At 72.9% G+C, this 24497-nt stretch carries 27 protein-coding genes; 17 read left to right on the top strand and 10 right to left on the bottom strand.

All coding sequences use genetic code 11. The features are described from left to right. Positions 1–6: 6 nt before the first annotated feature. The 3 genes from OG553_RS18155 to OG553_RS18145 form a co-directional block, all read right to left on the bottom strand. Entirely contained in the window at positions 7–654 is a 648-nt protein-coding gene (locus OG553_RS18155; RefSeq protein ID WP_405979985.1) for a DUF5063 domain-containing protein, read from the bottom strand. Continuing rightward, the gene (recR, locus tag OG553_RS18150; RefSeq protein ID WP_405979984.1) at positions 647–1246 is read right to left on the bottom strand and encodes a recombination mediator RecR; all 600 of its coding nucleotides are present in this window, start codon (positions 1244–1246) and stop codon (positions 647–649) included. The genes OG553_RS18155 and recR overlap by 8 nt, the downstream gene beginning before the upstream one ends. 64 nt (positions 1247–1310) lie before the next feature. Next, positions 1311–1655, bottom strand: coding sequence for a YbaB/EbfC family nucleoid-associated protein (locus OG553_RS18145; RefSeq protein WP_405979983.1), 345 nt, complete (start codon positions 1653–1655; stop codon positions 1311–1313). Positions 1656–1929: 274 nt separating this feature from the next. Between OG553_RS18145 and OG553_RS18140 the strand changes: the two genes are divergently transcribed. After that, complete coding sequence (locus OG553_RS18140) at positions 1930–2655, top strand: SLATT domain-containing protein (protein ID WP_405979982.1); 726 nt, start codon at positions 1930–1932, stop codon at positions 2653–2655. 137 nt (positions 2656–2792) lie between these two features. Here OG553_RS18140 and OG553_RS18135 read toward each other — a convergent pair whose 3' ends face one another. The 3 genes from OG553_RS18135 to OG553_RS18125 form a co-directional block, all read right to left on the bottom strand. After that, entirely contained in the window at positions 2793–3443 is a 651-nt protein-coding gene (locus OG553_RS18135) for a hypothetical protein (RefSeq protein WP_405979981.1), read from the bottom strand. A gap of 100 nt (positions 3444–3543) precedes the next feature. Continuing rightward, positions 3544–4215, bottom strand: a complete 672-nt coding sequence (locus OG553_RS18130) for a GntR family transcriptional regulator (RefSeq protein WP_405979980.1) — start codon at positions 4213–4215, stop codon at positions 3544–3546. Between the two features lie 108 nt (positions 4216–4323). Beyond that, on the bottom strand, positions 4324–5676 hold the full coding sequence (locus tag OG553_RS18125) for an aspartate aminotransferase family protein (protein ID WP_405979979.1): 1353 nt from the start codon (positions 5674–5676) through the stop codon (positions 4324–4326). Between the two features lie 166 nt (positions 5677–5842). Between OG553_RS18125 and OG553_RS18120 the strand changes: the two genes are divergently transcribed. The 5 genes from OG553_RS18120 (at position 5843) to OG553_RS18100 (ending at position 10054) form a co-directional block, all read left to right on the top strand. Further along, positions 5843–6472 carry a DJ-1/PfpI family protein gene (locus OG553_RS18120; RefSeq protein WP_405979978.1) on the top strand — a complete coding sequence of 210 codons (630 nt, stop codon included), beginning with the start codon at positions 5843–5845 and terminating at the stop codon, positions 6470–6472. Beyond that, on the top strand, positions 6465–6953 hold the full coding sequence (locus tag OG553_RS18115; protein ID WP_405979977.1) for a MarR family winged helix-turn-helix transcriptional regulator: 489 nt from the start codon (positions 6465–6467) through the stop codon (positions 6951–6953). The genes OG553_RS18120 and OG553_RS18115 overlap by 8 nt, the downstream gene beginning before the upstream one ends. Positions 6954–7268: 315 nt before the next feature. Next, entirely contained in the window at positions 7269–8906 is a 1638-nt protein-coding gene (locus OG553_RS18110) for a serine/threonine-protein kinase (protein ID WP_405979976.1), read from the top strand. A gap of 81 nt (positions 8907–8987) precedes the next feature. Continuing rightward, the gene (locus tag OG553_RS18105) at positions 8988–9389 is read left to right on the top strand and encodes a nuclear transport factor 2 family protein (RefSeq protein WP_405979975.1); all 402 of its coding nucleotides are present in this window, start codon (positions 8988–8990) and stop codon (positions 9387–9389) included. A 5-nt stretch (positions 9390–9394) separates the two neighbouring features. Then, positions 9395–10054, top strand: coding sequence for a LysE family translocator (locus OG553_RS18100; protein WP_405979974.1), 660 nt, complete (start codon positions 9395–9397; stop codon positions 10052–10054). 25 nt (positions 10055–10079) lie between these two features. Here OG553_RS18100 and OG553_RS18095 read toward each other — a convergent pair whose 3' ends face one another. Beyond that, on the bottom strand, positions 10080–10559 hold the full coding sequence (locus tag OG553_RS18095; protein ID WP_405979973.1) for an HIT family protein: 480 nt from the start codon (positions 10557–10559) through the stop codon (positions 10080–10082). A gap of 226 nt (positions 10560–10785) precedes the next feature. On the opposite strand from OG553_RS18095, the gene OG553_RS18090 reads away from it, so the two are divergent. From OG553_RS18090 to OG553_RS18055, 8 genes are all read left to right on the top strand, one after another. Next, positions 10786–11715, top strand: a complete 930-nt coding sequence (locus OG553_RS18090; RefSeq protein ID WP_405979972.1) for an alpha/beta hydrolase — start codon at positions 10786–10788, stop codon at positions 11713–11715. Further along, positions 11708–12895, top strand: coding sequence for an acyltransferase (locus OG553_RS18085; protein WP_405979971.1), 1188 nt, complete (start codon positions 11708–11710; stop codon positions 12893–12895). The genes OG553_RS18090 and OG553_RS18085 overlap by 8 nt, the downstream gene beginning before the upstream one ends. Before the next feature lie 10 nt (positions 12896–12905). Further along, complete coding sequence (locus tag OG553_RS18080) at positions 12906–14222, top strand: sensor histidine kinase (protein ID WP_405979970.1); 1317 nt, start codon at positions 12906–12908, stop codon at positions 14220–14222. Continuing rightward, complete coding sequence (locus tag OG553_RS18075; protein ID WP_405979969.1) at positions 14219–14890, top strand: response regulator; 672 nt, start codon at positions 14219–14221, stop codon at positions 14888–14890. Before OG553_RS18080 ends, OG553_RS18075 begins: the two co-directional genes overlap by 4 nt. A gap of 87 nt (positions 14891–14977) precedes the next feature. After that, positions 14978–16306 (top strand): sensor histidine kinase, encoded by a 1329-nt coding sequence (locus OG553_RS18070; protein WP_405979968.1) that lies wholly within the window; start codon positions 14978–14980, stop codon positions 16304–16306. Next, entirely contained in the window at positions 16303–16962 is a 660-nt protein-coding gene (locus OG553_RS18065; protein WP_405979967.1) for a response regulator, read from the top strand. Before OG553_RS18070 ends, OG553_RS18065 begins: the two co-directional genes overlap by 4 nt. Before the next feature lie 25 nt (positions 16963–16987). Next, positions 16988–18205 carry a cytochrome P450 gene (locus OG553_RS18060; protein ID WP_405979966.1) on the top strand — a complete coding sequence of 406 codons (1218 nt, stop codon included), beginning with the start codon at positions 16988–16990 and terminating at the stop codon, positions 18203–18205. Between the two features lie 103 nt (positions 18206–18308). Next, positions 18309–19007: an alpha/beta hydrolase gene (locus OG553_RS18055; RefSeq protein ID WP_405979965.1), complete on the top strand. Its 699-nt coding sequence runs from the start codon at positions 18309–18311 to the stop codon at positions 19005–19007. Positions 19008–19074: 67 nt separating this feature from the next. Here the strand turns inward: OG553_RS18055 and OG553_RS18050 are convergent, their stop codons facing one another. After that, entirely contained in the window at positions 19075–19893 is an 819-nt protein-coding gene (locus OG553_RS18050; RefSeq protein ID WP_405979964.1) for a diacylglycerol kinase, read from the bottom strand. A gap of 184 nt (positions 19894–20077) precedes the next feature. Between OG553_RS18050 and OG553_RS18045 the strand changes: the two genes are divergently transcribed. The 3 genes from OG553_RS18045 (at position 20078) to OG553_RS18035 (ending at position 22710) form a co-directional block, all read left to right on the top strand. After that, positions 20078–21361: an adenylosuccinate synthase gene (locus OG553_RS18045; protein WP_125599878.1), complete on the top strand. Its 1284-nt coding sequence runs from the start codon at positions 20078–20080 to the stop codon at positions 21359–21361. 142 nt (positions 21362–21503) lie between these two features. Further along, positions 21504–22133, top strand: coding sequence for a DUF6879 family protein (locus OG553_RS18040; protein ID WP_405979963.1), 630 nt, complete (start codon positions 21504–21506; stop codon positions 22131–22133). Positions 22134–22215: 82 nt separating this feature from the next. Next, positions 22216–22710: a carboxymuconolactone decarboxylase family protein gene (locus OG553_RS18035; RefSeq protein WP_405979962.1), complete on the top strand. Its 495-nt coding sequence runs from the start codon at positions 22216–22218 to the stop codon at positions 22708–22710. Between the two features lie 21 nt (positions 22711–22731). Here the strand turns inward: OG553_RS18035 and OG553_RS18030 are convergent, their stop codons facing one another. Both OG553_RS18030 and OG553_RS18025 read right to left on the bottom strand, forming a co-directional pair. Next, a complete protein-coding gene (locus OG553_RS18030; protein ID WP_405979961.1) occupies positions 22732–23988 on the bottom strand; it encodes an ADP-ribosyltransferase domain-containing protein in 1257 nt (418 codons plus the stop codon). An 18-nt stretch (positions 23989–24006) separates the two neighbouring features. Then, positions 24007–24363 carry a hypothetical protein gene (locus OG553_RS18025; RefSeq protein WP_405979960.1) on the bottom strand — a complete coding sequence of 119 codons (357 nt, stop codon included), beginning with the start codon at positions 24361–24363 and terminating at the stop codon, positions 24007–24009. Between the last annotated feature and the right edge of the window lie 134 nt (positions 24364–24497).

Here is a 24497-nt window from a genome sequence, read left to right as displayed (position 1 = left end):
GACCGGTTACCGGCGGCCCAGGCGGCCGAGTTCCTCGGCCATGACCGCGCCGGCCTGCTCCGCGAGCTCGTCCTCCGCCATGTCCTCGTCCGTGTCCAGGCCGTCCAGGGCCGCGAGCGGCTGGTCCAGGCGGACGTGGGCGATCAGCGACTGGAGGGCGCGCAGCATGGCCGAGGCCGTCGGACCCCAGTTGGTGAAGTACGAGAACTGCCACCACCACAGGGCCTCGGTGACCCGGCCCGCCTGGAGGTGGATCAGCCCGTGCCGCAGGTCGGCGACCACGTCGGCCAGGTCGTCGGAGATCCGGTGCGCGACCGGGGCCTTGCGCGGCTCGTACGGGTCGAAGACCTCGGAGTAGACGTCGACCGGCTCCAGCATCAGCGCGAACCGCTCGCGCAGGTCGTCCACGTCCGGCTCCGGGCCCAGGTCGGGCTCGTAGCGCTCCTCCGGCAGGACGTCCTGGTACGCGCCCAGCCGGCCGCCCGCCAGCAGCAGCTGGGACACCTCCAGGAGGAGGAAGGGGACGGCGCTGTCCGGGTCCTCGCCCTTGGCCACCTCGGTGACCGCGACGATGAAGGACTCGATCTGGTCCGCGATCGAGGCGGCGAAGTCGTCCGGATCCTGTCCCAGGGCGTGCAGCGTTGCGTCAGACATCAAGAAGTCGCCTTCCTTCAAAGGCCCGCCCGAGCGTGACCTCGTCCGCGTACTCCAGGTCTCCCCCGACGGGGAGCCCGCTGGCCAGGCGGGTGACCTTCAGGCCCATGGGCTTGATCATGCGGGCGAGGTAGGTGGCGGTGGCCTCGCCCTCCAGGTTCGGGTCGGTCGCGAGGATCAGCTCGGTGACCGCCCCGTCCGCCAGCCGTGCCAGGAGCTCACGGATGCGCAGGTCGTCGGGGCCGACGCCCTCGATCGGGCTGATCGCCCCGCCCAGGACGTGGTACTTGCCCCGGAACTCGCGGGTCCGCTCGATCGCGACGACGTCCTTCGGCTCCTCGACCACGCAGATGACCGTGGTGTCGCGGCGCGGGTCACGGCAGATCCCGCACAGCTCCTCCTGCGCCACGTTCCCGCACACCGCGCAGAAGCGGACCCTCTCCTTGACCTCCAGCAGCGCGTGCGCGAGGCGCCGGACGTCCGTGGGCTCGGCCTGCAGGATGTGGAAGGCGATCCGCTGCGCGCTCTTGGGCCCGACGCCGGGCAGCCTGCCCAGTTCGTCGATCAGGTCCTGGACCACGCCTTCGTACAACGGACTGCCTTCTTTCGTTTCTGCGAGTGGAGGGTAGGGGGTCGGATCGGGGCTCTGCGAGCGGTCAGAACGGAAGGCCGGGGATGCCGCTGCCGCCGCCCAGGGCCTGGGTCAGCGGTCCCAGCTTCTGCTGCTGGAGCGCCTGCGCGTTCTCGTTGGCCGCCTGGACCGCCGCGACCACCAGGTCGGCGAGGGTCTCGGTGTCCTCCGGGTCCACGGCCTTCGGGTCGATGACGAGGGCGCGCAGTTCACCGGAACCGGTGACGGTCGCCGTCACGAGGCCGCCGCCCGCCTGGCCCTCGACCTCGGCCACGGCCAGCTCCGCCTGGGCCGCGGCGAGGTCCTGCTGCATCTTCTGGGCCTGCTGGAGCAGCTGCTGCATGTTGGGCTGGCCACCACCGGGAATCACAGGTACTCACTCCGTACGTCGAAACGGCTGCGGATCGCCTTCGGGGAAGGCTTGGTCAATCCGAGCCTACGTGCTCCCCGGGCGCCGCGCCCTACGCCGGGAGGACCAACTCTTTCGGGTGAGAGACGGGGCGTGCGCGTACCTGATGGAGCCCTCCTTGTGGGCGGAAAACCCGGGATTCGTTGCCCATCGCGCGTCATTCGAAGGTAGGAAGAGCATGCGCACCATTGCGCACACGCGCACCACACGTCAGCGCAGGCAGAGGGAGTGCCGGGTGAGTCAGCCGGAGATGCAGCCCGAGGGGCCACCCCGGGATCCCGCAGAGGACGGCGACCTTACCGGCCGGCCGTTCCCTCTCGGGGACTGGGGAGAGCCCGCCGAGCGGCTCGACGAGCTCTACCGGCGGGTGGAGGCCGATGCGCTGCGCACGGCGGAGTGGTACCTGTCCGACCGGGCGTGGAAGCGCCGGGGAGCGCGGGCGCTGCGGGCCGGCGCGGCCGTGGGCGCCGTCACGGGCGCCGCGATGCCGCTGCTGGAGCTGACGGGCTCGGCGCCGGGGGCCGCCCCGTACGGCTACCTGTCGCTGCTGCTCGCCGCCGCCTGCATGGCCTGCGACCGGTTCTTCGGGCTGACGTCCGGGTGGATGCGGGACGTGGCGACGGCGCAGGCGGTGCAGCGGCGGCTGCAGACGCTCCAGTTCGACTGGGCCTCGGAGAACGTGCGCGAGGTGCTGGGCCCGACCGAGGGGACGGCCAGTGAGGCCGCCGAGCGGTGCCTGACGGTGCTGCGGCGCTTCTCGGAGGACGTCACGGAACTCGTGCGCTCGGAGACGGCCGACTGGATGGTGGAGTTCCGCGCCGGTCCGGCGCCGCTGCTGATGCAGTCCCTGGCCGGGGCCCCCGCCCGCCCGGACCCGGGTATCCCGCCGGCCCGGTTCCCGATGCCGCCGGGCACCCGCCCGAACATGCCGCGCCAGCGGCCGCCGGAGCAGCCGCGCTGATCCCGGTGGCGCGCCGCTCACGGGGGCGGCGCGCCACCGGGATCCCCGCCGGTACGGGGCCGGCGCCGGTTCCGTACCGGTCCGGAACCGGGTCCGTACCCGTACCCGTACGGCGCCGGTCGGGCCGACCGGGCAGGTCAGCTGAAGATGATCATCGAGCCCTGGCCCAGGCTGCGCGTCGCCGCCGCGTGCAGGCCCAGCCACACGTGGCGCTCCCGCGCGAAGGGGCTCTCGTCGTACGGAATGGGCCCCGCGGGCTCCTCCAGCGCCGTCGGCCCGCCGGGCGGCGCGGGCGCGGCGGGCGGGTTCGCCGGGTCTATCCCGATCGCGGGGGCCACGAAGGCCAGCTCCCGCAGCAGCCCCTGCGCCGAGCCCAGCGGGCCGCCGCCGGCCAGCAGCTCCTCGTTCGCCAGCGGAGCCGCGAAGTCCACCGGCACGTACGCTCCCGCGTGGTCGTAGTGCCACACCAGGTGCGACTGCTGCGCCGTGGCCTCGAACATCTCCAGCAGCTGCTCGTAGTCCCCGCCCAGCTCGTCCACCGGCGTCACCGGCAGCCCGCAGATCTGCAGCAGGTACGCCCGCCGCAGGAAGTGCAGGGCGTCGTAGTCGAAGCCGGCCACCGGGGCCACGTCCCCGCTCAGGCCGGGCATGTACGCGAACACGGGCACCGACGGCAGACCCGCCTCGCCCAGCGCCTTGTCGTACGAGGCGATCTCTTCCGCGAAGGGGTTGTCGGGGCTGTGGCACAGCACGTCGACAAGGGGGACCAGCCACAGGTCACAGGCCACGCGGGCTCCGATCAGTCGTTGCCGCCGATCGGGCCAGAGTAATGCTCCGGACACGCTCCGCGAAGGGGTGCGCAGAACCCGGGCGGGCGGGCCGGCGGCGTCAGAGGCCCGCGGCCCAGTCCAGCCCGTGCTGGTTGTAGGCGCGCACGAGGCGCCGCACCTCGTCGGCGTCGGCCAGCGTCACCGCGTCCACCAGCTCGTTGTGGCCGTCCCAGAGCGCGGCCCGCAGCTCGGCGGCCCCCTGGAGGTGCGGCACCGAGAAGACCCAGCACTGCACGCGGATGCGGTGCAGGAAGTCCGAGATGTAGGGGTTGCCGACCAGCTCGCTCAGCTCCCGCCAGAAACGCAGGTCGTAGCCGATCAGCACTTCGAGCGAACCGCTGTGCGCGGCCCGCCGCGCCTCCTCCGCGCGGCGGCGCACGGACACCAGCAGTTCGCCCGTACCGGGCGGGGTGCCGCGTTCGGCGAGGCGCCGGAAGACGCCGTCGAGTATCAGCGTCCGGGCCTCGATCATTGCGCGGAAGTCGTCGACGGTGAAGACCCGCACCCGGAAGCCCCGGTGCTGCACCGACTCCAGCAGTCCCTGCGCCGAGAGGTCGACCAGCGCCTCGCGCACCGGGGTCGCGGAGACCTCGTACTGCTCGGCGATCTGTTTGACCGTGAACTCGGTCCCGGGCGGGAGACGCCCCGCCAGCACCTCGTCACGCAGCGCGTCCGCGATCTGCTGCCGAAGGGTGTTGCGGGTGACACCTCCGCTCCGGCTGCCTGGCATAGGGGTCCGTCTCCTCCGTAGAACTTCGGACACCTTAGGCCAGGCAGCGCGGCTGAAACCGAGCGGTCTACGGCCGGAATGCGGATATACCGCCCGCTATCCGGACCCTCAGGCGCCGGCCGTGTGCCGGTCGGCCACCGTGAGCGCCTCGTCGAGCAGGGCCAGGCCCTCCTTGGCCTCGGCCTCCGTGACCGTGCACGGCGGGACGACGTGCGTCCGGTTCATGTTGACGAACGGCCACAGCCCGGACGCCTTGCAGGCCGCCGCGAACTCGGCCATGGGGGCGTTGGCGGCACCCGAGGCGTTGTACGGGACGAGCGGCTCGCGCGTCTCCTTGTCGCGCACGAGCTCCAGCGCCCAGAAGACGCCGAGGCCGCGGACCTCTCCGACGGACGGGTGGCGCTCGGCGAGGTCGGCCAGCCCGGGTGCGATGACCTCGGCCCCGATGCGGGCGGCGTTCTCGACGACGCCCTCCTCCTCCATCGTGTTGATCGTCGCGACGGCGGCGGCGCAGGCCAGGGGGTGGCCGGAGTACGTCAGTCCGCCCGGGTAGGGGCGGGTGGCGAAGGTCTCGGCGATGGCGGCGGAGATCGCGACGCCGCCGAGCGGCACGTAACCGCTGTTGACGCCCTTGGCGAAGGTGATCAGGTCGGGGGTGACGCCCCAGTGCTCGGCGGCGAACCACTTGCCGGTGCGCCCGAAGCCCGACATGACCTCGTCGAGGATGAAGACGATGCCGTGGCGGTCGCACAGCTCGCGCACGCCGGCCAGGTAGCCGGGCGGCGGGGTCATGATCCCGGCGGTGCCGGGCACCGACTCCAGGATGATCGCGGCGATGGACTGCGGGCCCTCGAAGGCGATCGTGTCGGCGAGGTGGGCGAGGGCGCGCTCGCACTCCTCCGCCTCGGTCGTCGCGTGGAAGGGCGAGCGGTAGAGGAACGGGCCCCAGAAGTGGACGACGCCGGCGGAGGCGGTGTCCGAGGGCCAGCGGCGCGGGTCGCCGGTCAGGTTGATCGCGGCGGCGGTGGCCCCGTGGTACGAGCGGTAGGTGGAGAGCACCTTCTGGCGGCCGGTGTGCAGCCGGGCCATGCGTACGGCGTTCTCCACGGCTTCGGCGCCGCCGTTGGTGAAGAAGATCTTGTCGAGGTCGCCGGGGGTCCGCTCGGCGATGAGGCGTGCGGCCTCGGAGCGGACGTCGACGGCGAAACCGGGCGCGAGGGTGCAGAGCTTCGCGGCCTGCTCCTGCACGGCCGCGACCACCTTGGGGTGCTGGTGGCCGATGTTGGTGTTGACCAGCTGGGAGGAGAAGTCGAGGAAGCGGTTCCCGTCGTAGTCCCAGAAGTACGAGCCCTCGGCGCCGGCAACGGCCAGCGGGTCGATCAGGGCCTGGGCGGACCACGAGTGGAAGACGTGAGCGCGGTCGGCGGCCTTGACGGTCGCGCCGGTGACATGAGGGGTCATGCGGTCACGCTAGAAGTGCGCAGGTGGGAAGGGATATCGGCGGACTGTATGGGGGTGGGGGGCCGCTCTCGGCAGTCTGTCTGCCGACACCACCATTGACAGCACACTCCCAAGATGACAGTCTTCTGTCATCACAGCTTTCTCCTGCCACCTGGAGGCGAGCACCATGACCGAGACCACCGCCAAGCCCGTCCACCTCGCGGTCTACGACACGTGGGCGGACTGGGAGACCGGACACACCACCGCGCACCTCACCCAGCGCGGCCACCGGGTCCGTACGGTCGGCTTCGCCGCCGACACCCCGGTGACCACGATGGGCGGGGTCCGGATCCTGCCCGACCTGTCCCTCGCCGACCTGCGGCCCGAGGACTCCTCGCTGCTGATCCTGACCGGTGCCGAGCTCTGGGACTCCGGCGACGAGCTCGCCCCGTTCGCGGCCAAGGCCCGCGAGTTCCTGGCCGCCGGAGTGCCGGTCGCGGCCATCTGCGGAGCCACGGCCGGCCTGGCCAGGGCGGGGCTGCTGGACGACCGGCCGCACACCAGCGCCGTCTCGTTCTACCTCGCCGAGCAGCCCGGGTACGCGGGCGCCGCGCAGTACGTGGAAGCCGACGCGGTGACGGCGGGCGACCTGATCACGGCGGGCCCGACCGAACCGGTGGCCTTCGCGCGGGAGGTCTTCGCCCGGCTCGGCGTCTACAAGCCGGACGTCCTCGACGCCTGGTACCGGCTCTTCCACGACTCCGACGCGAGCGCGTTCCCGGTCCTGATGGCGGCGGCGGAGGCCGGCGATGCCTGAACCGCTGCCGCGGGACGGCGAGACGTCCCTGCGGGCCCGTCAGGACCTGCTGAGCCGTACCGCGCTGGGCGTCTTCCACCTCAACGGCCAGTTCCTCTCCGTCTCCGAGGAACTGGCCCGCCCGGCAGGGCTGACGGCCGCGTGGTGGCAGGTGCTGGGGGCGGTGCTGACGGAGCCCCTGCCGGTGGCGGGCATCGCCAGGGCCATGGGCATCACCCGCCAGAGCGTGCAGCGCGTGGCGGACCTGCTGGCCGCCCAGGGCCTCGCCGAGTACGTCCCCAACCCGGCCCACCGCCGCGCGAAGCTGCTCCGCCCGACGGAGGCGGGCCGGGCCGCGATCGCCCGCATCGACCCGGGCCACGCGGAGCTGGCGACCCGCCTGACGGAGGCGCTGGGCGAAGCCGGCTTCGCGGAGACGGTCGCCGTCCTGGACCGCCTCTCGGCGGCGCTGGAGGCGATCACCTCGGAGAACGGCGTCTGAGGACGCCAACGGAGGGGACGGGGACGGGGTGGGGTGCCGTCCGGGACTAAAACGATTTCGGCGCGAGGCTCCGAGCACATCCACACTCGGAACAGGCGCCGAACATCGAAGCCCGTCCCGGACGGCACCCCACCCCGTCCCCGGCCCCGGCCCACCCCCACGCCCCACCCCGAAACCACCCGGCCAGGGCAACGACCAGGCCAGGTAACGGCCCGGCCAGGGCAAGGGCAAACCCCCGTTCCCCCTCCCCCCGCGAACCGCACCGCACTACGCTCGCCCCGTCCGGCCAGCCAGGGGGAAGGGACCGACCCGGCGATGGAGCAGCTCCGCCCCGACGACCCGCAGCACGTCGGCCCGTACCGCCTCCTGTCCCGACTCGGGGCCGGCGGCATGGGCCAGGTCTACCTCGCCCGCTCCGACCGGGGCCGCGCCGTCGCCGTCAAGCTCATCCACCCCGGCCTGGCCCTGCGCGAGGAGTTCCGCTCCAGGTTCCGCCAGGAGGTCTCCGCCGCCCGGCGCGTCGGCGGCGCCTGGACCGCGCCGGTCCTCGACGCCGACACCGAGGCGGCGGCCCCGTGGTTCGCCACCGGCTACGTCGCCGGGCCGAGCCTGCGCCAGGTCGTGGCCCGCGACTTCGGCCCGCTGCCCGCCCGTACGGTACGGATCCTCGCGGCCGGACTCGCGTACGCCCTCCAGGACGTCCACCGCGCGGGCCTGATCCACCGCGACCTGAAGCCGTCCAACGTGCTGCTCACCATCGACGGCCCCCGCGTCATCGACTTCGGCATCGCCCGCCCCCTGGACGAGGCCGACGGCGGCCTGACCCGGACCGGCCAACTGGTGGGCTCCCCCGGCTTCATGGCTCCCGAGCAGGTGCGCGGCGGCCCGGTCACCCCGGCCTGCGACGTCTTCTGCCTCGGCGCCGTCCTGGCCTACGCGTCCACCGGCCGGCTGCCGTTCGGCGACGCGGAGCACCCCGGCGGGACCGCCGGGCTGCTGCTGCGCATCGTCGAAGCCGAACCGGACCTGGACGGCGTACCGGACGGGCTGCGCGAGCTCGTCGCGGACTGCCTGCGCAAGGACCCCGCCGCCCGGCCCGACCCGGGTACCGTCCTGGCCCGGGTGGGGGCGGGCGACACCGTGGCCGGCGGCCGGGCGCTTGAACCCTGGCTCCCGGCACCGCTCGTGGCCCAGCTGGGCCGACAGGCCGCGCAGCTCCTCGACCGCGAGGACGCCGGCCCGGCGCACGCACCCCCGCCGCGCACGCCCCCGCCGCCCCCCGTACCCGTGCCGCCCGTACTGCCGGAGCCGCTCGCGCCGCGCGCCGTCCCCGCCACCCTCGCGGCGCCCGTCCACCCGTACGGGCCGCCGCCCGCGGCACCCCCGGCACCCCCGCCGCCCCCGGCCCGCCCGGGCTCCGGGTCGACGGCGTTCCTCGTCGCGGTGGCGGTCGTCGTCGCGGTGGCGGCGGGCGGCACGGTGTACGCGGTGATGCGCGGGGACTCCGCGTCCCGGCCCCCGGTCACGGCCCCCTCCGGCACCGCCGCGGTCCCCTCCCCTCCGGGCTCCGGATCCGGCTCCGGCTCCGGATCCGCCCCCGCCTCCGGGAGCCCCGGCAGCGGGACCCGGGCGGGCCGGCTCCCCCAGTCCTACGCCGGCACCTGGCGGGCCTCCTCCGGCCCCGCCGACTGGTACCTGACCCTCACCCCCGGGGCCGTCGGCGACTCCGTCATGACCCTGCGCGTCGAGCACCCGGGCTACTCCTGCTCCTGGCGGGCCGCCCTGCGCAGCGCCCCCGAACCGGTGGAGCTCGACGCCTCCGCCGTCACCTCCGGGACCCCTCCCACCTGCACGCCCGGCGGCTGGAGCCGGCTGCGGATGCTGCCCGACGGAAGCCTGCTGCGCGAGCTGAGCGGGGGATCGAGTGCCCCTCTCACGTATTACAGGGAGTAGTCACGGACCGTTTGTGTCGAAGTCAATAAGCCTGCAAACAGAGCTTGTTGCGTACGACGGGCCCACCGCACACTGCGGCACATGGAGCCCTTGAAGGTAGTGGCACGACTGTGGGAGCGGATCGAGGCAGGCGACTGGGACGGCGTGGCCGGGCTCGTCGCCGAGGACGCCGTCATCGAATGGCCGGTCAGCGGCGAGCGGATCGTCGGCAGAGCCAACTTCATCGCCGTGCTCCGTGACGAGGAGGACGACACCGGCGGGCGGTCCGTCGGCTCCGTCGAGGTCCTGCGCATCCTCGCCGACGGGGACCTCGTCGTCACCGAGGTGGAGATACCCGAGGACCACGTCCTCTACCGGGCCGTATCACTGTGGACGGTGCGCGACGGCGTGGTGGTCGGCGCCCGGGAGTACTGGACAAGCCCTGGACAGGACCCTGCGCCCCGCTGGAGGGCCGTTTACGTCGAACCCCTGGTGGCAGACTGAGCCGTGTGCTCACGCAACTCGCCGCGGCGACCGGCGTCCTGGCCCTGCTGACCCTCGTACCCGGCCCCGACATGGCCATCGTGACCCGGCGGGCCGTCTCCCGGGGCCGGGCCGACGGGCTGCGCACCGTCGGCGGGATCGCCGTGGGGCTGCTGCTGTGGGGAGCCCTGACGGTGGCCGGGCTCGCGGCGCTGCTCGCCGCCTCGGCCGAGGTGTTCCTGGTGGTCAAGCTGGCGGGGGCGGCGTACCTGTGCTTCCTCGGCGCGCAGGCCCTGCGCCACCCGGGTGCCGGGACCGCCCTGGACGGCGCCGCCGGTGACGCCGGGGACCGTCCGGCACCCGCGTCCGGCCGCGGCGGGGGCGGCCGCGGGGGCGGCGCCTGGCGCACCGGGCTGGTCGCCAACGCCCTCAACCCCAAGATCGCGGTGTTCTACACCGGCCTGCTGCCCACCCTCGCGCCGCCGGGGCTGAGCCCGGCGGCGGGGATGGCGCTGCTCGTCCTGGTCCACGTGCTGCTGACGCTGGCCTGGCTGAGCACGTACGTCTACGTCCTGTCGCGCGCCCGGCGGTTCTTCACGCGGCCGCGCGTCCGCCGGGCGATGGACCGGGTGACGGGCGTCGTGCTGATCGGCTTCGGGGTGCGCGTGGCCACGTCCGCGACGTAGCTCCCGGGTAGGGGGCGGGGCCGGCCTACGCGAGGAGGCGGTCGAGCTCCTCGGTGACGGCGGCCCGTATCCCGTCGTGGCGGGGCGCGAGCGCGTGGCGTTCGCCGCGCCAGCACTCCTCGTCCTCGTAGAGCCAGACCGGCATCCGGACGAGGTCCTCGGGCTCCCAGTCGTAGCGGGGCCAGATGTGGGCGTGCAGGTACGGGTCGGTGTTGCCGAGGATCTCGATGTTCACGCGGCGGAAGGCCGGGTCGAGCCGCGCGCAGGCCCGCTCGACGGCCTCGGCGAGCCGCTCCAGGTCGGTGAGGTACGCGGTCCTGCGCGCCGGGGGCAGGTCGGAGAGCCGGGTCACGGCGGGGTCGTCGGTCAGCAGCACCGAGTACCCGGGCAGGAACTGCCGGTCCCCGATGGCCGCGAATCCGGAGTCGAGGCGGCGCAGGACGGTGGGGTTCAGCCCCCGGTGCGCGCTGCCGATGCGGTCGTGTCGCCAGTCGGTCTCGTTCATCCCCGGACCCTAACGGAGGCCGCCGGAGACCGATTTGGCGGTGCCGGTGCTCGCGGTCCGGTCGAGAACCGCTGCCGGCTGGCTCTCAGGTAGCGGTCGTCATACCTGAGAGCTACCCCGGAAGGCCGCTCCGCAGCGTGACGCCGACGAGGGGGCCCGATTCCTAACTTCGTTACCAGAGCGGGCGCCTGCCCGCCGGACCGAAGGACAGGAAGAGGAATCCGACATGAGCACTGGCAGCCGCCTCCGCCGCACTCTGCTGGCCGGCCTCGTCGCCGCGGCCGTCGTGCTCCCCGTGTCCGCCGCCGCGTCCCCGCGGATCCCGGCGCCGGCGCCGGAGTCCGTATCCGAGTCCGCGGATCTGGCGGGCCGGTACGCCGCCGCCCTCGCCGGCATCGCCGGGGCGGCGCGGACCGCCGAGGACTCGGGCCACCCCGGCCGGGCGGCGAAGCTGCGGGCGATGGCCGGGGCCGGGGCCCGGTTCCTCGGCTTCGACGGCCGCGGGCAGGGCCGTGCCGTGGAGGTCTTCGGCGACCTGGGCAGCGCGGACCGGATCGCGGTCCTGGTGCCGGGCTCGGACACGAACCTGGACACCTACCAGCGCTTCCGGGAGGGGGCCCTCTCCCTCCGGCAGAGGCTCCAGGCCGAACACCCGCGGTCCGCGGTGGTCGCCTGGCTCGGATACGACACCCCCGGCACGGTCAGCACCACCGTCCTGACCGCCGACCGAGCCGACCGGGCGGCAGCCGAACTCGGCCCGTTCCTCTCCGGGTTGCGCGGGCTCGCTCCGGCGGACGCCCGGATCTCCCTGCTCTGCCACTCGTACGGCTCGGTGGTCTGCGGGCGGACCAGGACCGGCCCGGAGGTGACCGACATGGCCCTCTACGGCAGCCCGGGTACCGGAGCGGCCACCGCGGGGAAGCTGCCGACCGGCGCCCGGGTGTGGGCCGGCCGAGGCTCCGGCGACTGGATCGGCAACGTTCCCCATGTCCGCCTCGGCGGGGTCGGGTTCGGTACCGATCCCGTGGATCCCGCCTTCGGGGCCCGCCCCTTCGCGGCCGGCTCCGCCGGGCACAGCGACTACCTCAAGCCCGGCACCGAGTCCCTCGGCAGCCTGGCCCGCATCGTCATCGGAGCGGAGGCCCCGCATGCGTAGCCCGTACTCCCGCTGGTCGGCACTGGCCGACCGCGTCGACGGGGCGACCCCGGTGGACCGGGACCGCTCGGTGGACGCCCTGCGGGCCCTCGCGATCCTCGGAGTGGTGCTCGGCCACTGGCTGGTGACCTCGCTGACCAGTACGGACGGAGGGCTGCGCGGGGTGAGTCCGCTGGCCCACATGCCCTGGCTGGCCCCGGTGTCCTGGGTGCTCCAGACGCTGGCCGTGTTCTTCCTGGTCGGCGGGCACGTCGCGGCCCAGGGGTACGTGTCGGCGCGGGCGCGCGGGGTCTCGTACGGGAGCTGGGTCCGGCTGCGGCTGGGGCGGCTGTTCCGCCCGGTGGCGGCGGTGCTCGCGCTGTGGGCGGTCGTGGCGGGCGGACTGCTGCTGGGCGGCGCCGGGCTGGACACCGTCCGGACCCTGCTCCGGCTGGTGTGGTCGCCGCTGTGGTTCCTGCTGGTGTTCGCCGCGCTGACGGCCGCCACCCCGCTGGTGGTGCGGCTGAGCCCGCTGTGGCCCGCGCTGGTGGTGGCGGGGGTCGACGTGTGGCGGTTCGGCTTCGGCGGTCCCGAGTGGATCGGCTGGGTCAACGTCGCGGCGGGCTGGCTCGTCCCCTACACGCTGGGCGCGGCCTGGGCGCGGGGTGCGTTCGCCCGGCGGCGGCCGGCCCTGCTCCTGCTGGGCGGGGGCGCGGCCGGTGCGGCCGCGCTGGTCCTGTGGGGCGGGTACCCGGCGTCGATGGTGGGGGTGCCGGGGGCGGCCGTCTCCAACCTGAACCCGCCGACGCTGGCCGCCGTCGCCTTCGGGCTGGCCCAGTGCGGGCTGGCGCTGCTGGCGCGCGGGCCGCTGGCGCGGGCCATGCGCCGGCCCCGCACCTGGGCGAAGGTCGCCCTGATGAACCTGTCCGCGATGACGGTCTTCCTGTGGCACCAGACCGCGATGATGTCCGTGACCGCTCTGGGGCTGCTGGTCTCCTCCGACCTGCCCGGTCTGCACACCGAGCCCGGCGGTGCGGGCTGGATAGCCGCCCGTCTGCTGTGGCTGCCGGTGTTCGCGGCCGCGCTGGCCGTCTGCTGGGCCGCCTTCCACACCTATGAGCGGGCTCCCCGGCCCCGGGATGCCTCCGGCGCCCTCCGCGAGCGGCGTCGGGGATCCGTACGGGAGTTGTCCCATGCCTAGGGTGGCCGACGTGAGCGAGCAGAGAGAAACCCGGGCCGAGGGCCCCGTCCAGAACGGCCCCGCAGCGCGCGGTGTGGCCCGGCAGCTGTTCGCCTTCGGGCGGGATCCCCTCCCCCCGATGAAGCGGCCGCGCTGGCTGAACCGGCTGCCGCACGCCCTGGTCGTGTACGTGGCGGTCCTCTTCGGGTTCCTGACGTCCACGCAGATCCAGGACCACTACCACGTGCGTGATCCGAGCGTCATCGTGCTGTGCCTCTTCACCGGCTTCTCCATCGTGGCCGCGATGTTCCGGCCGGTCGCCGCCTGGTGGCTCGGCCTGGTGACGTACGGCTTCATCGCCGCCGCGATCCACGGCCACGTCGGGCAGGGCCAGACCTGGCCGTGGACGCCCATCGGGCCGTTCGCGTTCGCCCCGCTGGTGCTCCTGGTGGCCCTGCGCGTGCCGCCGAAGGTGACGGCCGCGGTCGTCGCCGTCTCCGTCGCCTGCACCGGGGCCGCCGAGATGCTCTTCAAACCGGAGCACAGCCAGAGCAGCGCGGTCGGCGCGCTCCTCGTCTTCGGCTTCGCCGGCCTCCTCGGTTACGCGCTGCGGGCGACGCGGCTGGCCCGCGGCCAGCTCGTCGCGCAGGAGACCCTGACGGAGGAGGAGCGGGCGCGGCGGACGCTGCTGGAGGAGCGCAGCCGGATCGCGCGCGAGCTGCACGACGTCGTCGCCCACCACATGTCGGTGATCTCCATCCAGGCGCAGGTGGCCCCGCACCTGGTGGAGAACCCGTCCCCGGAGCTGAAGGAGAACCTCGCGGGCATCCGGCAGAACGCCCTGGAGGCCCTCACCGAACTGCGGCGCGTCCTGGGCGTGCTGCGGTCCGAGCACGCCGACGACCCGGCCAACCCGCACCACCCGCAGCCCACCCTCGCCGAGCTGGACGCCCTCGTGGACAACGTGCGCGGGGCCGGGCTGGACGTCACCACCGAGACCGCGGGCGTGCGGCGGGCGCTGACTCCGGGCGTGGAGCTCACCGCCTACCGGATCGTGCAGGAGGCGCTGAGCAACTGCCTGCGCCACGCGCCCGGTTCGCGGGTGGAGGTCGGCATCGCCTACGGGCCGCGCGACCTGCACCTGTGCGTGGCGAACTCGGCGCCGACCCGGTCGGCCCCGCCCTCGCCCGGTGCGGGGCACGGGCTGCTCGGCATGCGGGAGCGGGCGGGCATGCTGGGGGGCGAGCTGGCGGCCGGCCCGCGCCCGGACGGCGGGTACGAGGTGAGCGCCGTGCTCCCCATGGATCCGCCGGGCGGTTCCCCCTCCGAGAAGAAGAAGGACGCATGAGCACTCCGATCCGGGTGATGATCGCCGACGACCAGATGATGGTCCGGCAGGGCTTCACCGTCCTGCTGAACGCCGAGCCCGACATCGAGGTGGTCGGCCAGGCGATAGACGGCGCCGACGCGGTGGCGAAGGCCGGGGAGCTCGCCCCGGACGTGGTCCTGATGGACATCCGCATGCCGGGGATGGGCGGCATCGAGGCCACCTCCGTCATCACGGGCACCCCCGGATCGGCGGTGAAGGTGCTGGTGCTGACCACCTTCGACCTGGACGAGTACGTGTACGAGGCGCTGCGCGCGGGTGCTTCCGGCTTCCTCCTGAAGGACGCCTCGGCGGACCAGCTGGCCGAGGCCGTGCGCGTGGTCGCGGCCGGTGAGGCGCTGCTGTCGCCGAACATCACGAAGCGTCTGATCACCGAGTTCTCGCGGCTGGGCGCTCCGCGCGCTCCGTCCAGGGCGCGGATCGAGGAGTTGACGGAGCGGGAGACCGAGGTGCTGTCGCTGATCGCCCAGGGTCTGTCGAACGGGGAGATCGCGGCGCACCTGGTGGTGGCCGAGCAGACGGTGAAGACGCATGTGGGCCGGATCCTGGTGAAGCTGGGCCTGCGGGACCGGACCCAGGCCGCGGTGTTCGCCTACGAGACGGGTCTGGTCCGTCCGGCGGGCTACTGAGGGGCCCGTGTAGTACCTGAGGGGGACCCCGGGAAATCCCCTTCGGCGGCGACGCGGTCGAGGGTGGCACCGGCCTACGGTTTGGACATGACCGAGACGACCACCGGGGCGACCCCCCGGCCTCCCGAACTGCGGATGGCTTCGGGCCTGATGCAGAGCCTGCGCGAAGAGCTGATCAACGACGCCTTCGCCTACCGGCCGCTCCAGCCGATGCGGACGGACGGCCCGCTGGTGCGCCGGCTCCCCGAGGGGATACGGCCGAAGGCGGCCTACCTGCCGCATGCGGTGGTGGTCGTGACGGCGTTCATCGTGACCATGCTGGCGAGCGCCGACAACCAGTACGGCGGGCCGTCGGTGCAGTTCGTGGTGCTGGGGCTGCTCGCGGCGGGTCCGGTGCTGATGACCCTGGTGCGTCCCGCTGGGGCGTTCTGGGTGGTGCTGGCGCTGACCACGGCCCTGTCGGTGTTCTCCGACCGGAACCTGTCCTGGCCGTGGTCGCCGAGCACCTTCGTGGCGACCCTCGCCGTCATGACCTTCGTGGCGATGCGGCTGCGGCCCCGGGCCGCCGCCTGGATGTGGGTCATCACCCTCGTGTACGGGACGGCCCTGCCCATCCTGGTCGGTGGTGCGGACGGCGGAGCCGTCGCGCCGATGGCCTTCTTCTCGGCGGTGGCCCTGCTGGTGGTGACGGTCCGCAACACGCGCAGGGAGGCACGGCGGGAGGTGATCGCCGAGCGGGAGGTGACGGCCGTCGAGCGGGACCGGCGGACGCTGCTGGAGGAGCGGACGACGATCGCCCGGGAGCTGCACGACGTGGTCGCGCACCACATGTCGGTGGTGGCGATCCAGGCGGAGGCGGCCCCGTACCGGGTGAAGAACCCGCCGCCGGAGCTGGAGGCGGCCTTCGCCACGATCCGGGAGAACGCGGTGGCGGCCCTGACGGAGCTGCGGCGGGTGCTGGGCGTGGTGCGGTCCGCGGACTACGAGGCCCCCGAGGCCCCGCAGCCGACGCTGGCCTCCCTGGACGGGCTGCTGGCCAATGTGCGGGAGGCCGGTCTGAGCGTGGACAAGACCGTCACGGGTGCGGTGCGCGAGCTGCCGCAGGGCGTGGAGCTGTCGGCGTACCGGATCATCCAGGAGGCCCTGAGCAACAGCCTGCGGCACGCCCCGGGGGCGCCGGCCGGCGTGGAGGTCTCGTACGTGCTGGGCGGTCTGGGGATCCGGGTGGTCAACGGTCCGGCGGACGGGGACGTCCCGCCCTCGCCGGGGGCCGGGCACGGGATCACCGGGATGCGGGAGCGGGTGGCGATGCTGGAGGGCGAGATGACGGCCGGGGAGAGCGCTTCCGGCGGGTACGAGGTGGCCGTGTTCATACCCGTGCGCAGCCGTCCGCAGGCCGAGGAGGAGCCGGCATGACGATCCGGGTGCTGATCGTCGACGACCAGATGATGGTCCGCGAGGGGTTCTCCGTCCTGCTGAACGCGATGGAGGGCATCGAGGTCGTCGGGGAGGCCGTCGACGGCAGGCAGGCCATCGCGCAGGTGGCGGCCCTGGCGCCGGACGTGGTGCTGATGGACATCCGGATGCCGGAGATGAACGGGCTGGAGGCGACGCGGCAGATCGTGGCGGCGGACACGGAGGCGAAGGTGCTGGTCCTGACGACCTTCGACCTCGACGAGTACGTGTACCAGGCGCTGCGCGCGGGGGCGTCCGGGTTCCTGCTGAAGGACGCGTCCGCGCGGCAGCTGGCGGAGGGGGTGCGGGTGGTGGCGGCCGGGGAGGCGTTGCTCGCCCCGTCGGTGACGAAGCGGCTGATCTCGGAGTTCTCGAAGCTCGCGGAGGTGCAGCGGGCGGCGGACCCCTCGGGGGTGTCGGAGCTGACGGAGCGTGAGACGGAGGTGCTGGTGCTGATCGCGCAGGGCCTGTCCAACGGGGAGATCGCGGACCGGCTGCTGGTGGCGGAGTCCACGATCAAGACGCACGTGAGCCGGATCCTGGTGAAGCTGGGTCTGCGGGACCGGACCCAGGCCGCCGTGTACGCCTATGAAACACGGCTGGTGACGCCCGCTTAGGGGATGCGCCACCTAGGGTGCTGGGATGCGCTTTGATCCTTGGGATGCCGCGTTCGTAGCCGATCCGTACCCCGCCTACCGGGAGTTGAGGGAGCGGGGGAGGGCGGTGTGGTGCGCGGCGACCGGGCAGTGGCTGGTGCCGCACTACGCCGACGTGAGCGCGCTGCTGCGGGACCGGAGGCTGGGCCGGACCTATCTCCACCGGTTCAGCCACGAGGAGTTCGGGCGGGAGGCACCGCCGCCGGAGCACGAGCCGTTCCACGTGCTCAACGGGAACGGTCTGCTGGACCTGGAGGATCCCGCGCACGCGCGGGTGCGGCGGCTGGTGTCGAAGGCGTTCACCCCGCGCATGGTGGAGCGGCTGGCGCCGTCGGTGGAGCGGCTGGCCCGGGAGCTGGCGGACGGGCTGCGGGCCGCCGGGGGCGGGGACCTGCTCACCGCCGTCGCCGAACCGCTGCCGGTGGCGGTGATCGCGGAGCTGCTGGGGGTGCCGGAGGGGGACCGGGGGCTGCTGAGGCCCTGGTCGGCGGACATCTGCGGGATGTTCGAGCTGCGGCCGGACGCGGAGACCGCGCGGCGGGCGGTGACGGCGAGCGTGGAGTTCAGCGCCTACCTGCGGGAGCTGATCGCCGAGCGCCGCAAGGACCCCGGCACGGATTTGATCTCCGCGCTGATCGCCGCCCACGATGAGGAGGGCCGGCTCAGCGAGCAGGAGATGATCTCGACCTGCGTCCTCCTGCTGAACGCCGGGCACGAGGCGACCGTGAACACCACGGTGAACGGCTGGTGGGCCCTGTTCCGCCATCCGGATCGGCTCGCCGCCCTGCGCGCGCACCCCGGACCGCCGGACGCGGAAAAGTTGTCCACAGCTGTGGATGAACTGATGCGCTACGACACGCCCCTCCAGATGTTCGAGCGCTGGGTGCTCGACGACATCGAGGTCGGGGACACGGTCATCCCCCGCGGGGCCGAGGTGGCGCTGCTCTTCGGGTCCGCGAACCGGGACCCCGCGCGCTTCGAGGACCCGGACGTGCTCGACCTCGGCCGGGCCGACAATCCGCACCTGACCTTCGGGGCCGGGATCCACTACTGCCTGGGCGCGCCCCTGGCCCGACTGGAGCTGGCGGCCTCGTTCGGGGCGCTGCTCGACGCGTCGGGCCCGCCGATGCGGCTCGTACGGGAGCCGCAGTGGCAGGAGGGCTATGTGATCAGGGGGCTGCGGGAGCTGCTGGTGGAGTTCTAGGAGGCACCCGGGCGACGGGCGGGCTCCGGTGGCGGGTGGCCGGGGCGCTGCCTAGCGTGAATCGAACGCAGCCCCCGACCTGCCGCGAGAAGAGGCACTCCCCATGCCCGAAAAGCCCGCCATCGTCCTGGTACACGGATTCTGGGGCGGCGCCGCCCACTGGTCCAAGGTCATCACCGAGCTGCACCGTCGCGGCTTCCACGACCTGCACGCGGTGGAGAACCCGCTGACCTCGCTGGCCGAAGACGCCGAACGCACCCGCAAGATGCTCCGGCAGATCGACGGGCCCGTGGTCCTGGTGGGCCATTCGTACGGGGGCGCGGTCATCACCGAGGCCGGCGACCTGCCGAACGTCTCCGCCCTCGTGTACGTCGCGGCCTTCGCCCCCGACGCCGGGGAGAGCCCGGGCGCGATCACCGAGCAGCACCCGCCGGCGGCCTTCCCGAACATCGCGCCGGACTCGGACGGATTCCTGTGGCTCAAGCAGGACAAGTTCCACGAGAGCTTCGCGCAGGACCTGACGGCCGACGAGGCGCTGGTCATGGCCGTGACCCAGAAGGCCCCGCTGGGATCGACCTTCGGCGACAACATCACGGCCCCGGCCTGGCGGACGAAGCCGTCCTGGTACCAGGTGTCCGCCCAGGACCACATGATCCACCCGGACAACCAGCGGAGGATGGCCGAGCGGATGAACCCCCGCAAGACGATCGAGCTGGACTGCTCGCACGCCTCCCTCGCCTCCCAGCCGGGCCCGGTCTGCGACCTGATCGAGGCCGCCGCGAACGAGACCGCCGGCCGGTAGGACGCCCCGGGTGCGGGGTGGACGGGGCAAGCGCCCCGTCCACCCGCACCCGCCCGCCCCGCACCCGTCACCTCGGCAGCATCAGCTCCCAGGCCGTCCGCCGCACCGTCCACGTGCGCCGGCGCACCGGCCCGGCCAGGGCGTGGTCCGCGCGGTAGCGGAAGTCCTCACCGGGCGACCCGACCACCCTGGACACCGTGACCGCCTCCGCGCACCCCCTCAGCGGTGGTGCGCCCGACAGCCGCACCACCACCTCCGCCGGCCCCGCGCCGCCCCCGGCCGTCCGTACGGCCACGTCCTCCACCGGGCGGTCGCCGTCCGCGACCACGACCCCGTCGACCTCCACCCGCAGCCGGGGCACGGGCCACACGGGCGCCGCCGGGCCCGGCAGCAGCGTCCGCAGCAGCGAGCGGTAGCCCCCGCCGCGCCGTACGGACGCCACCGGCGGGCTGATCCGCAGGCCCCCGAGCACGACCCCGCCGCCGTCGTCCACCAGCAGGTCCCGCGGCCGTGCCACCCCGTCCAGCGCCGTCCGCGCCGCCAGCACCGCCGACAGCGGCACCCCGAGCGAGCGGGCCAGCGCCAGCGACCCCGGCGGCCCCACCGGGACCAGCGAGACCACCCGCTCCCCGGGCTCCCGCTCCCGGTGCAGCAGCCCCACGGCCCGCACCAGCGCCCGGTCGTCACCCACGATCACCGGCCGCCGATGACCGCGGCGGGCGAGCGCCCGCGCAAATTCCTCCTGCGAATCCGGGAGGCAGATTTTCGCCGCGGCTCCCGCTGACAACACATCCTTCGCGATTCGCACGGACTCGCCGTCAAGACGGCGGGCGACCGGGTCGATGAGCACGAGCAGGCCGCCTACCGGCGCGCCCGCATGGCTCATGGCGGGCTCTGGAGCCGACACCTCGGTCCTTCCTCGGGTAGCATCTTTGTGCAAGAGGCCCTTGCGCTATTGCGCCAGGGCCTTCGTCTATTCCGGGGCACCGGTCCGACGGCTCAGCCTGCGGTGTACATCGTCGTACGCCCCCTGACCTTGGACATGCCCCATCCGGAAGAGGTGTACGCCTGTGCCCGCTCTTGTGCTGCTCGGAGCTCAGTGGGGTGACGAGGGCAAGGGAAAGGCCACCGACCTGCTCGGTGGATCCGTTGACTATGTAGTGCGTTACCAGGGTGGCAACAACGCCGGCCACACGGTGGTCGTGGGCGACCAGAAGTACGCGCTGCACCTTCTCCCCTCCGGCATCCTCTCCCCCGGATGCACCCCGGTCATCGGCAACGGTGTCGTCGTGGACCCGGCCGTCCTGCTCTCCGAGCTGCGCGGTCTGAACGAGCGCGGCATCGACACCTCCAAGCTGCTCATCAGCGGCAACGCGCACCTGATCACGCCGTACAACGTCACCCTCGACAAGGTCGGCGAGCGTTTCCTCGGCAAGCGCAAGATCGGTACCACCGGCCGCGGCATCGGTCCGACCTACGCGGACAAGATCAACCGCGTCGGCATCCGCGTCCAGGACCTCTACGACGAGTCGATCCTCACCCAGAAGGTCGAAGCGGCGCTGGAGGGCAAGAACCAGCTCCTCGCGAAGCTGTACAACCGCCGCGCGATCGAGGCCTCCGCGATCGTCGAGGAGATGCTCCAGTACGCGGACCAGATCAAGGGCTACGTCGCCGACACCACCCTGATCCTCAACAACGCGCTGGACGAGGACAAGGTCGTGCTCTTCGAGGGCGGCCAGGGCACCCTGCTCGACGTCGACCACGGCACCTACCCCTTCGTCACCTCCTCGAACCCGACCGCCGGCGGCGCCTGCACCGGCACCGGCGTGGGCCCGACGAAGATCAGCCGCGTCATCGGCATCCTCAAGGCCTACACGACCCGCGTCGGCGCCGGCCCGTTCCCGACCGAGCTGTTCGACGAGGACGGCGAGGCCCTGCGCCGCATCGGCGGCGAGCGCGGCGTGACCACCGGCCGCGACCGCCGCTGCGGCTGGTTCGACGCCCCGATCGCCCGCTACGCCACCCGCGTGAACGGCCTGACGGACTTCTTCCTCACCAAGCTGGACGTGCTGACCGGCTGGGAGGAGATCCCGGTCTGCGTCGCGTACGAGATCGACGGCAAGCGCGTCGAGGAGCTGCCCTACTCGCAGACCGACTTCCACCACGCGAAGCCGATCTACGAAACCCTCCCGGGCTGGTCCGAGGACATCACCAAGGCCAAGACCTTCGCCGACCTGCCGAAGAACGCGCAGAACTACGTGAAGGCGCTGGAGGAGATGTCGGGCGCCCCGATCTCCGCGATCGGCGTCGGCCCCGGCCGCACCGAGACGATCGAGATCAACTCGTTCCTCTAGGCAACGCCGCCCGAAGGGGCGGGGAGCGCACCGCGCTCCCCGCCCCTTCGGCGTACTCGGCCGACCCGCGCGAACACGTACCGCGCCCAGTGGATCACTTTCGGTACAGTCGGGGCACCTTCACCCAGGCTGGGGAATGCAGATGCACGATCTCCGCGCGCCGGCGCTCCCGGCGACCCGAGGCGAGGCGCTCGACGCCGCCACCTACGCCGAAGACCTGCGGGTACGCCGCGCCGCGATCCGCAACGGCGAGTCCTGGCAGCTGGAGCGGCTCCAGCACTTCGAGGAGACCGGCAACCCGACCCGGGAGGCGCTGCACCGCGGCGACTGGCGCGAGGTGCTCCGGCTGATCGAGGCCGAACGAACCACCGCGCGCCGGGCCGCCGACGACGACGGCCGCAACGGCTCCCCCTTCCGCCGGCTGCGGGTGGTGGAGGAGCCGCTGTCCCCGTACCTGCGGTGGCAGCTGCACTGGCTGCACATGCGCGCCGAGGCCGGTCACCAGACGCGGGTGCTGTCCGCCGAGGAGTTCTCCTTCGCCGAGGCCGCCGACGGCGGCCCGCTGCCCGAGATCGTGATCCTCGACGGCCGCGTCCTGTACGAGGTCCTGTACACCCCCGCCGGCGTCCACACGGGCAGCCGCAGGTACGAGGACCCGGCGGTCGTCAGGCCCTGGGAGGTGTACGTGAAGCGGGCCTACGCGATGGCGGAGGACCTGCGGACCTACTTCACCCACTCCGTCGCGCACCTGCCGCCGCCCCCGGCGGCCTGAAAAAACTTCTCCGGACCTGTCACATCCGCGCCCTCCCCCGGGTCAGTGCTGTGAAGACACCGACCGAAGGAGAGCAGCAGCCATGACGAACGCCCCCGCCTCGATCTCCCGGATGCCCGACCCGGGCCAGTTCGTGCCCGAGCTGAGCGACATCAGCGCCGCCCTCTTCCGCGCCACCGGCAACCGCTCGGTGCCGCGCACCACGATCAGCCTGGTGCACCTGCGCGCCGCGCAGATCGTCCACAACACCTACCTGACCGTGCTGAACACGGCCTTCCTCCGCAAGGCCGGCGAGTCCGAGGAGCGCATCACCGCCGTCTCCTCCTGGCAGGACGCGCCGTACTTCACCCCGGCCGAGCGGGCCGCGCTCGCACTCGTGGAGGCCACCCTCCAGCCCGCCCCGCGCGGCCAGGAGCGCGTCCCGGACGCGCTGTACGCCGAGGTCGCGGAGCACTACGACGAGAAGGCGCTGGCCACCCTCACCATCGCGATCGGCCAGATCGGCTTCTTCATCGCCCTGGCCGTCATCGGCAAGCCCCAGCCGGTCGCCTCCCTCGCCGACCAGCAGTGGGACTGACCGCCGGCGGCCCGCACCGGGTCAGGACACCAGGGTCTGCTCCTCCAGCTCGGTCAGCCGCACGGTGCACAGCCCGCCGCGCTCGGTCTTCACGTCCGTGACCTTCAACTGCGTTCCCGGGGAGAGGATGAACTCCTCCTCCTCGGTGAACGCGGAGAAGTCCCGGATGCCGACCGCGCGGGCGGGCACCACCTCGAAGAGCGTCCGCTTGCCGCGGCTGCCGAGGAACCCGCGCGCGACACCGAGCTTCGGCGTGCAGGAGGACACGCCCCACCAGGTGACGGTGCGGCCCAGCGGGTACTGGGCCCGCAGGTCCAGCGCCACGCCCCGGTACAGCGGCGCGGTGCGCGCGGGCAGCCCCGACACGGCCGAGAACAGCAGCCGCAGGTAGGGGAGGTACGGGACGAGCCTGGAGCGGTCCGGGGAGCGCAGGACGGCGTTGATCTCCCGGTAGAACGCCGACTCGCAGGTGTAGAGGTAGAGGGCGGAGACCGCGTCGGCGGAGAGCCCGCCGGCCGTTCCGTCCGCCCGCTCCTTGCCGAACTCGTACGACCGGTCGACGTGCCCGCCGAGTCCGGACAGCAGCTCGGCGACGGGCGCGACGGCGTCCCGGAACTCCATGAGCGGGGTGTCGAACACCCCGGTGATCGCGGGGAGGACGAGGCCCTCGTCCTTGACGCTGGAGAGGCGCTCCAGATACAGCTGGTGCAGTTCCATCGTGGAGGCGATGAAGGCGCCCATCCGCGCCGCGACGTCCTCGCCGCCCGCCCCGCCGGTCCCTTCCGCGCGCTCGTTCCAGCCCTTCTCCGGGAGCCAGTCGACGGGCGCCGCGCCCACCGACGCGAGCGCGTCGTTGACCGTCGCGAAGTGGTCGCCGTCGCAGAAGACGTCGCCCTGCGCCGCGGGGTTGGCGTGGTCGATGTGCCGGACCTCGACGCCGGGGTACTTCTTCTGGAGTTCGAGGACCATCTTCTTCAGGCCGCGCGCGTGAGCGCCCCACCAGGCGAAGACGACCCCGCGGTCCTCCTCGTCGGCGTCCTGCTTGGCCTTGAGGATCTCCTCGACGATGCGTTCGGCGACCGGCCGCCAGAAGGCGGTGTGCGGATCGGCGCCGCCCCGGGCCCCGTCGCTGCTCGCGGTGAGCGCGGCGTTCAGCAGGAGCACGCCCTGGGTGAGCATCGCCTGGAACCATTCCGGCGGCTGCACGGTGTCCCGCTCCTTCAGGAGCGCGCGTATGTCGGCGATCGGCGTCTTCTTGGGAATTCCGTGCTTCCACATCGCCGCGGCCTTGATGATTCAGCGAATGGAGACGACCCGGCCGAACTGGCTGTCCTTCCAGTCGTGGAAGGTGTTGTCGAACATCGCTATGCCGGTGGCGCTTTCCGGCCTCGGATAAGGGTTCTGCCCGAAGACGACGACCTTCCACTTGTGCGGAGGATTCGGCTTCAGCGCCTGGAAGGTCAGCTCGCGGACCGGTACGACTTCCTGGCCGCGACCCGGTCCGATGAACGCGGCGGCGTTCGGCTGGGCCTCGATGACCGGCCCCAGCAGCGGGAACCACGGTTCGCCACCGCCCTTGAACAATTCGGCGAGGGCCAGCGGGTCATTCGGGTCGGGCTGTGCGGGATTGGCCGGGGAATTGCTTTCGGGCATGGCGGGAACTCCGAAATGTCGAACCGGACTTCGAATCTTTCCGCAGGCTAGCAGCGGGCACTGACAACGCTGACCGGCCGTCATCGGTCGCTGCCTCAGGGCCGATTGTCAGTGCCCACCGCTAGCGTGGTGAG

Source organism: Streptomyces sp. NBC_00158, from assembly GCF_045160885.1.
Classification (GTDB): Bacteria; Actinomycetota; Actinomycetes; order Streptomycetales; family Streptomycetaceae; genus Streptomyces.
Note: the sequence above shows the minus strand (reverse complement) of the source record. Positions and strands in the feature narration are given on the sequence as shown.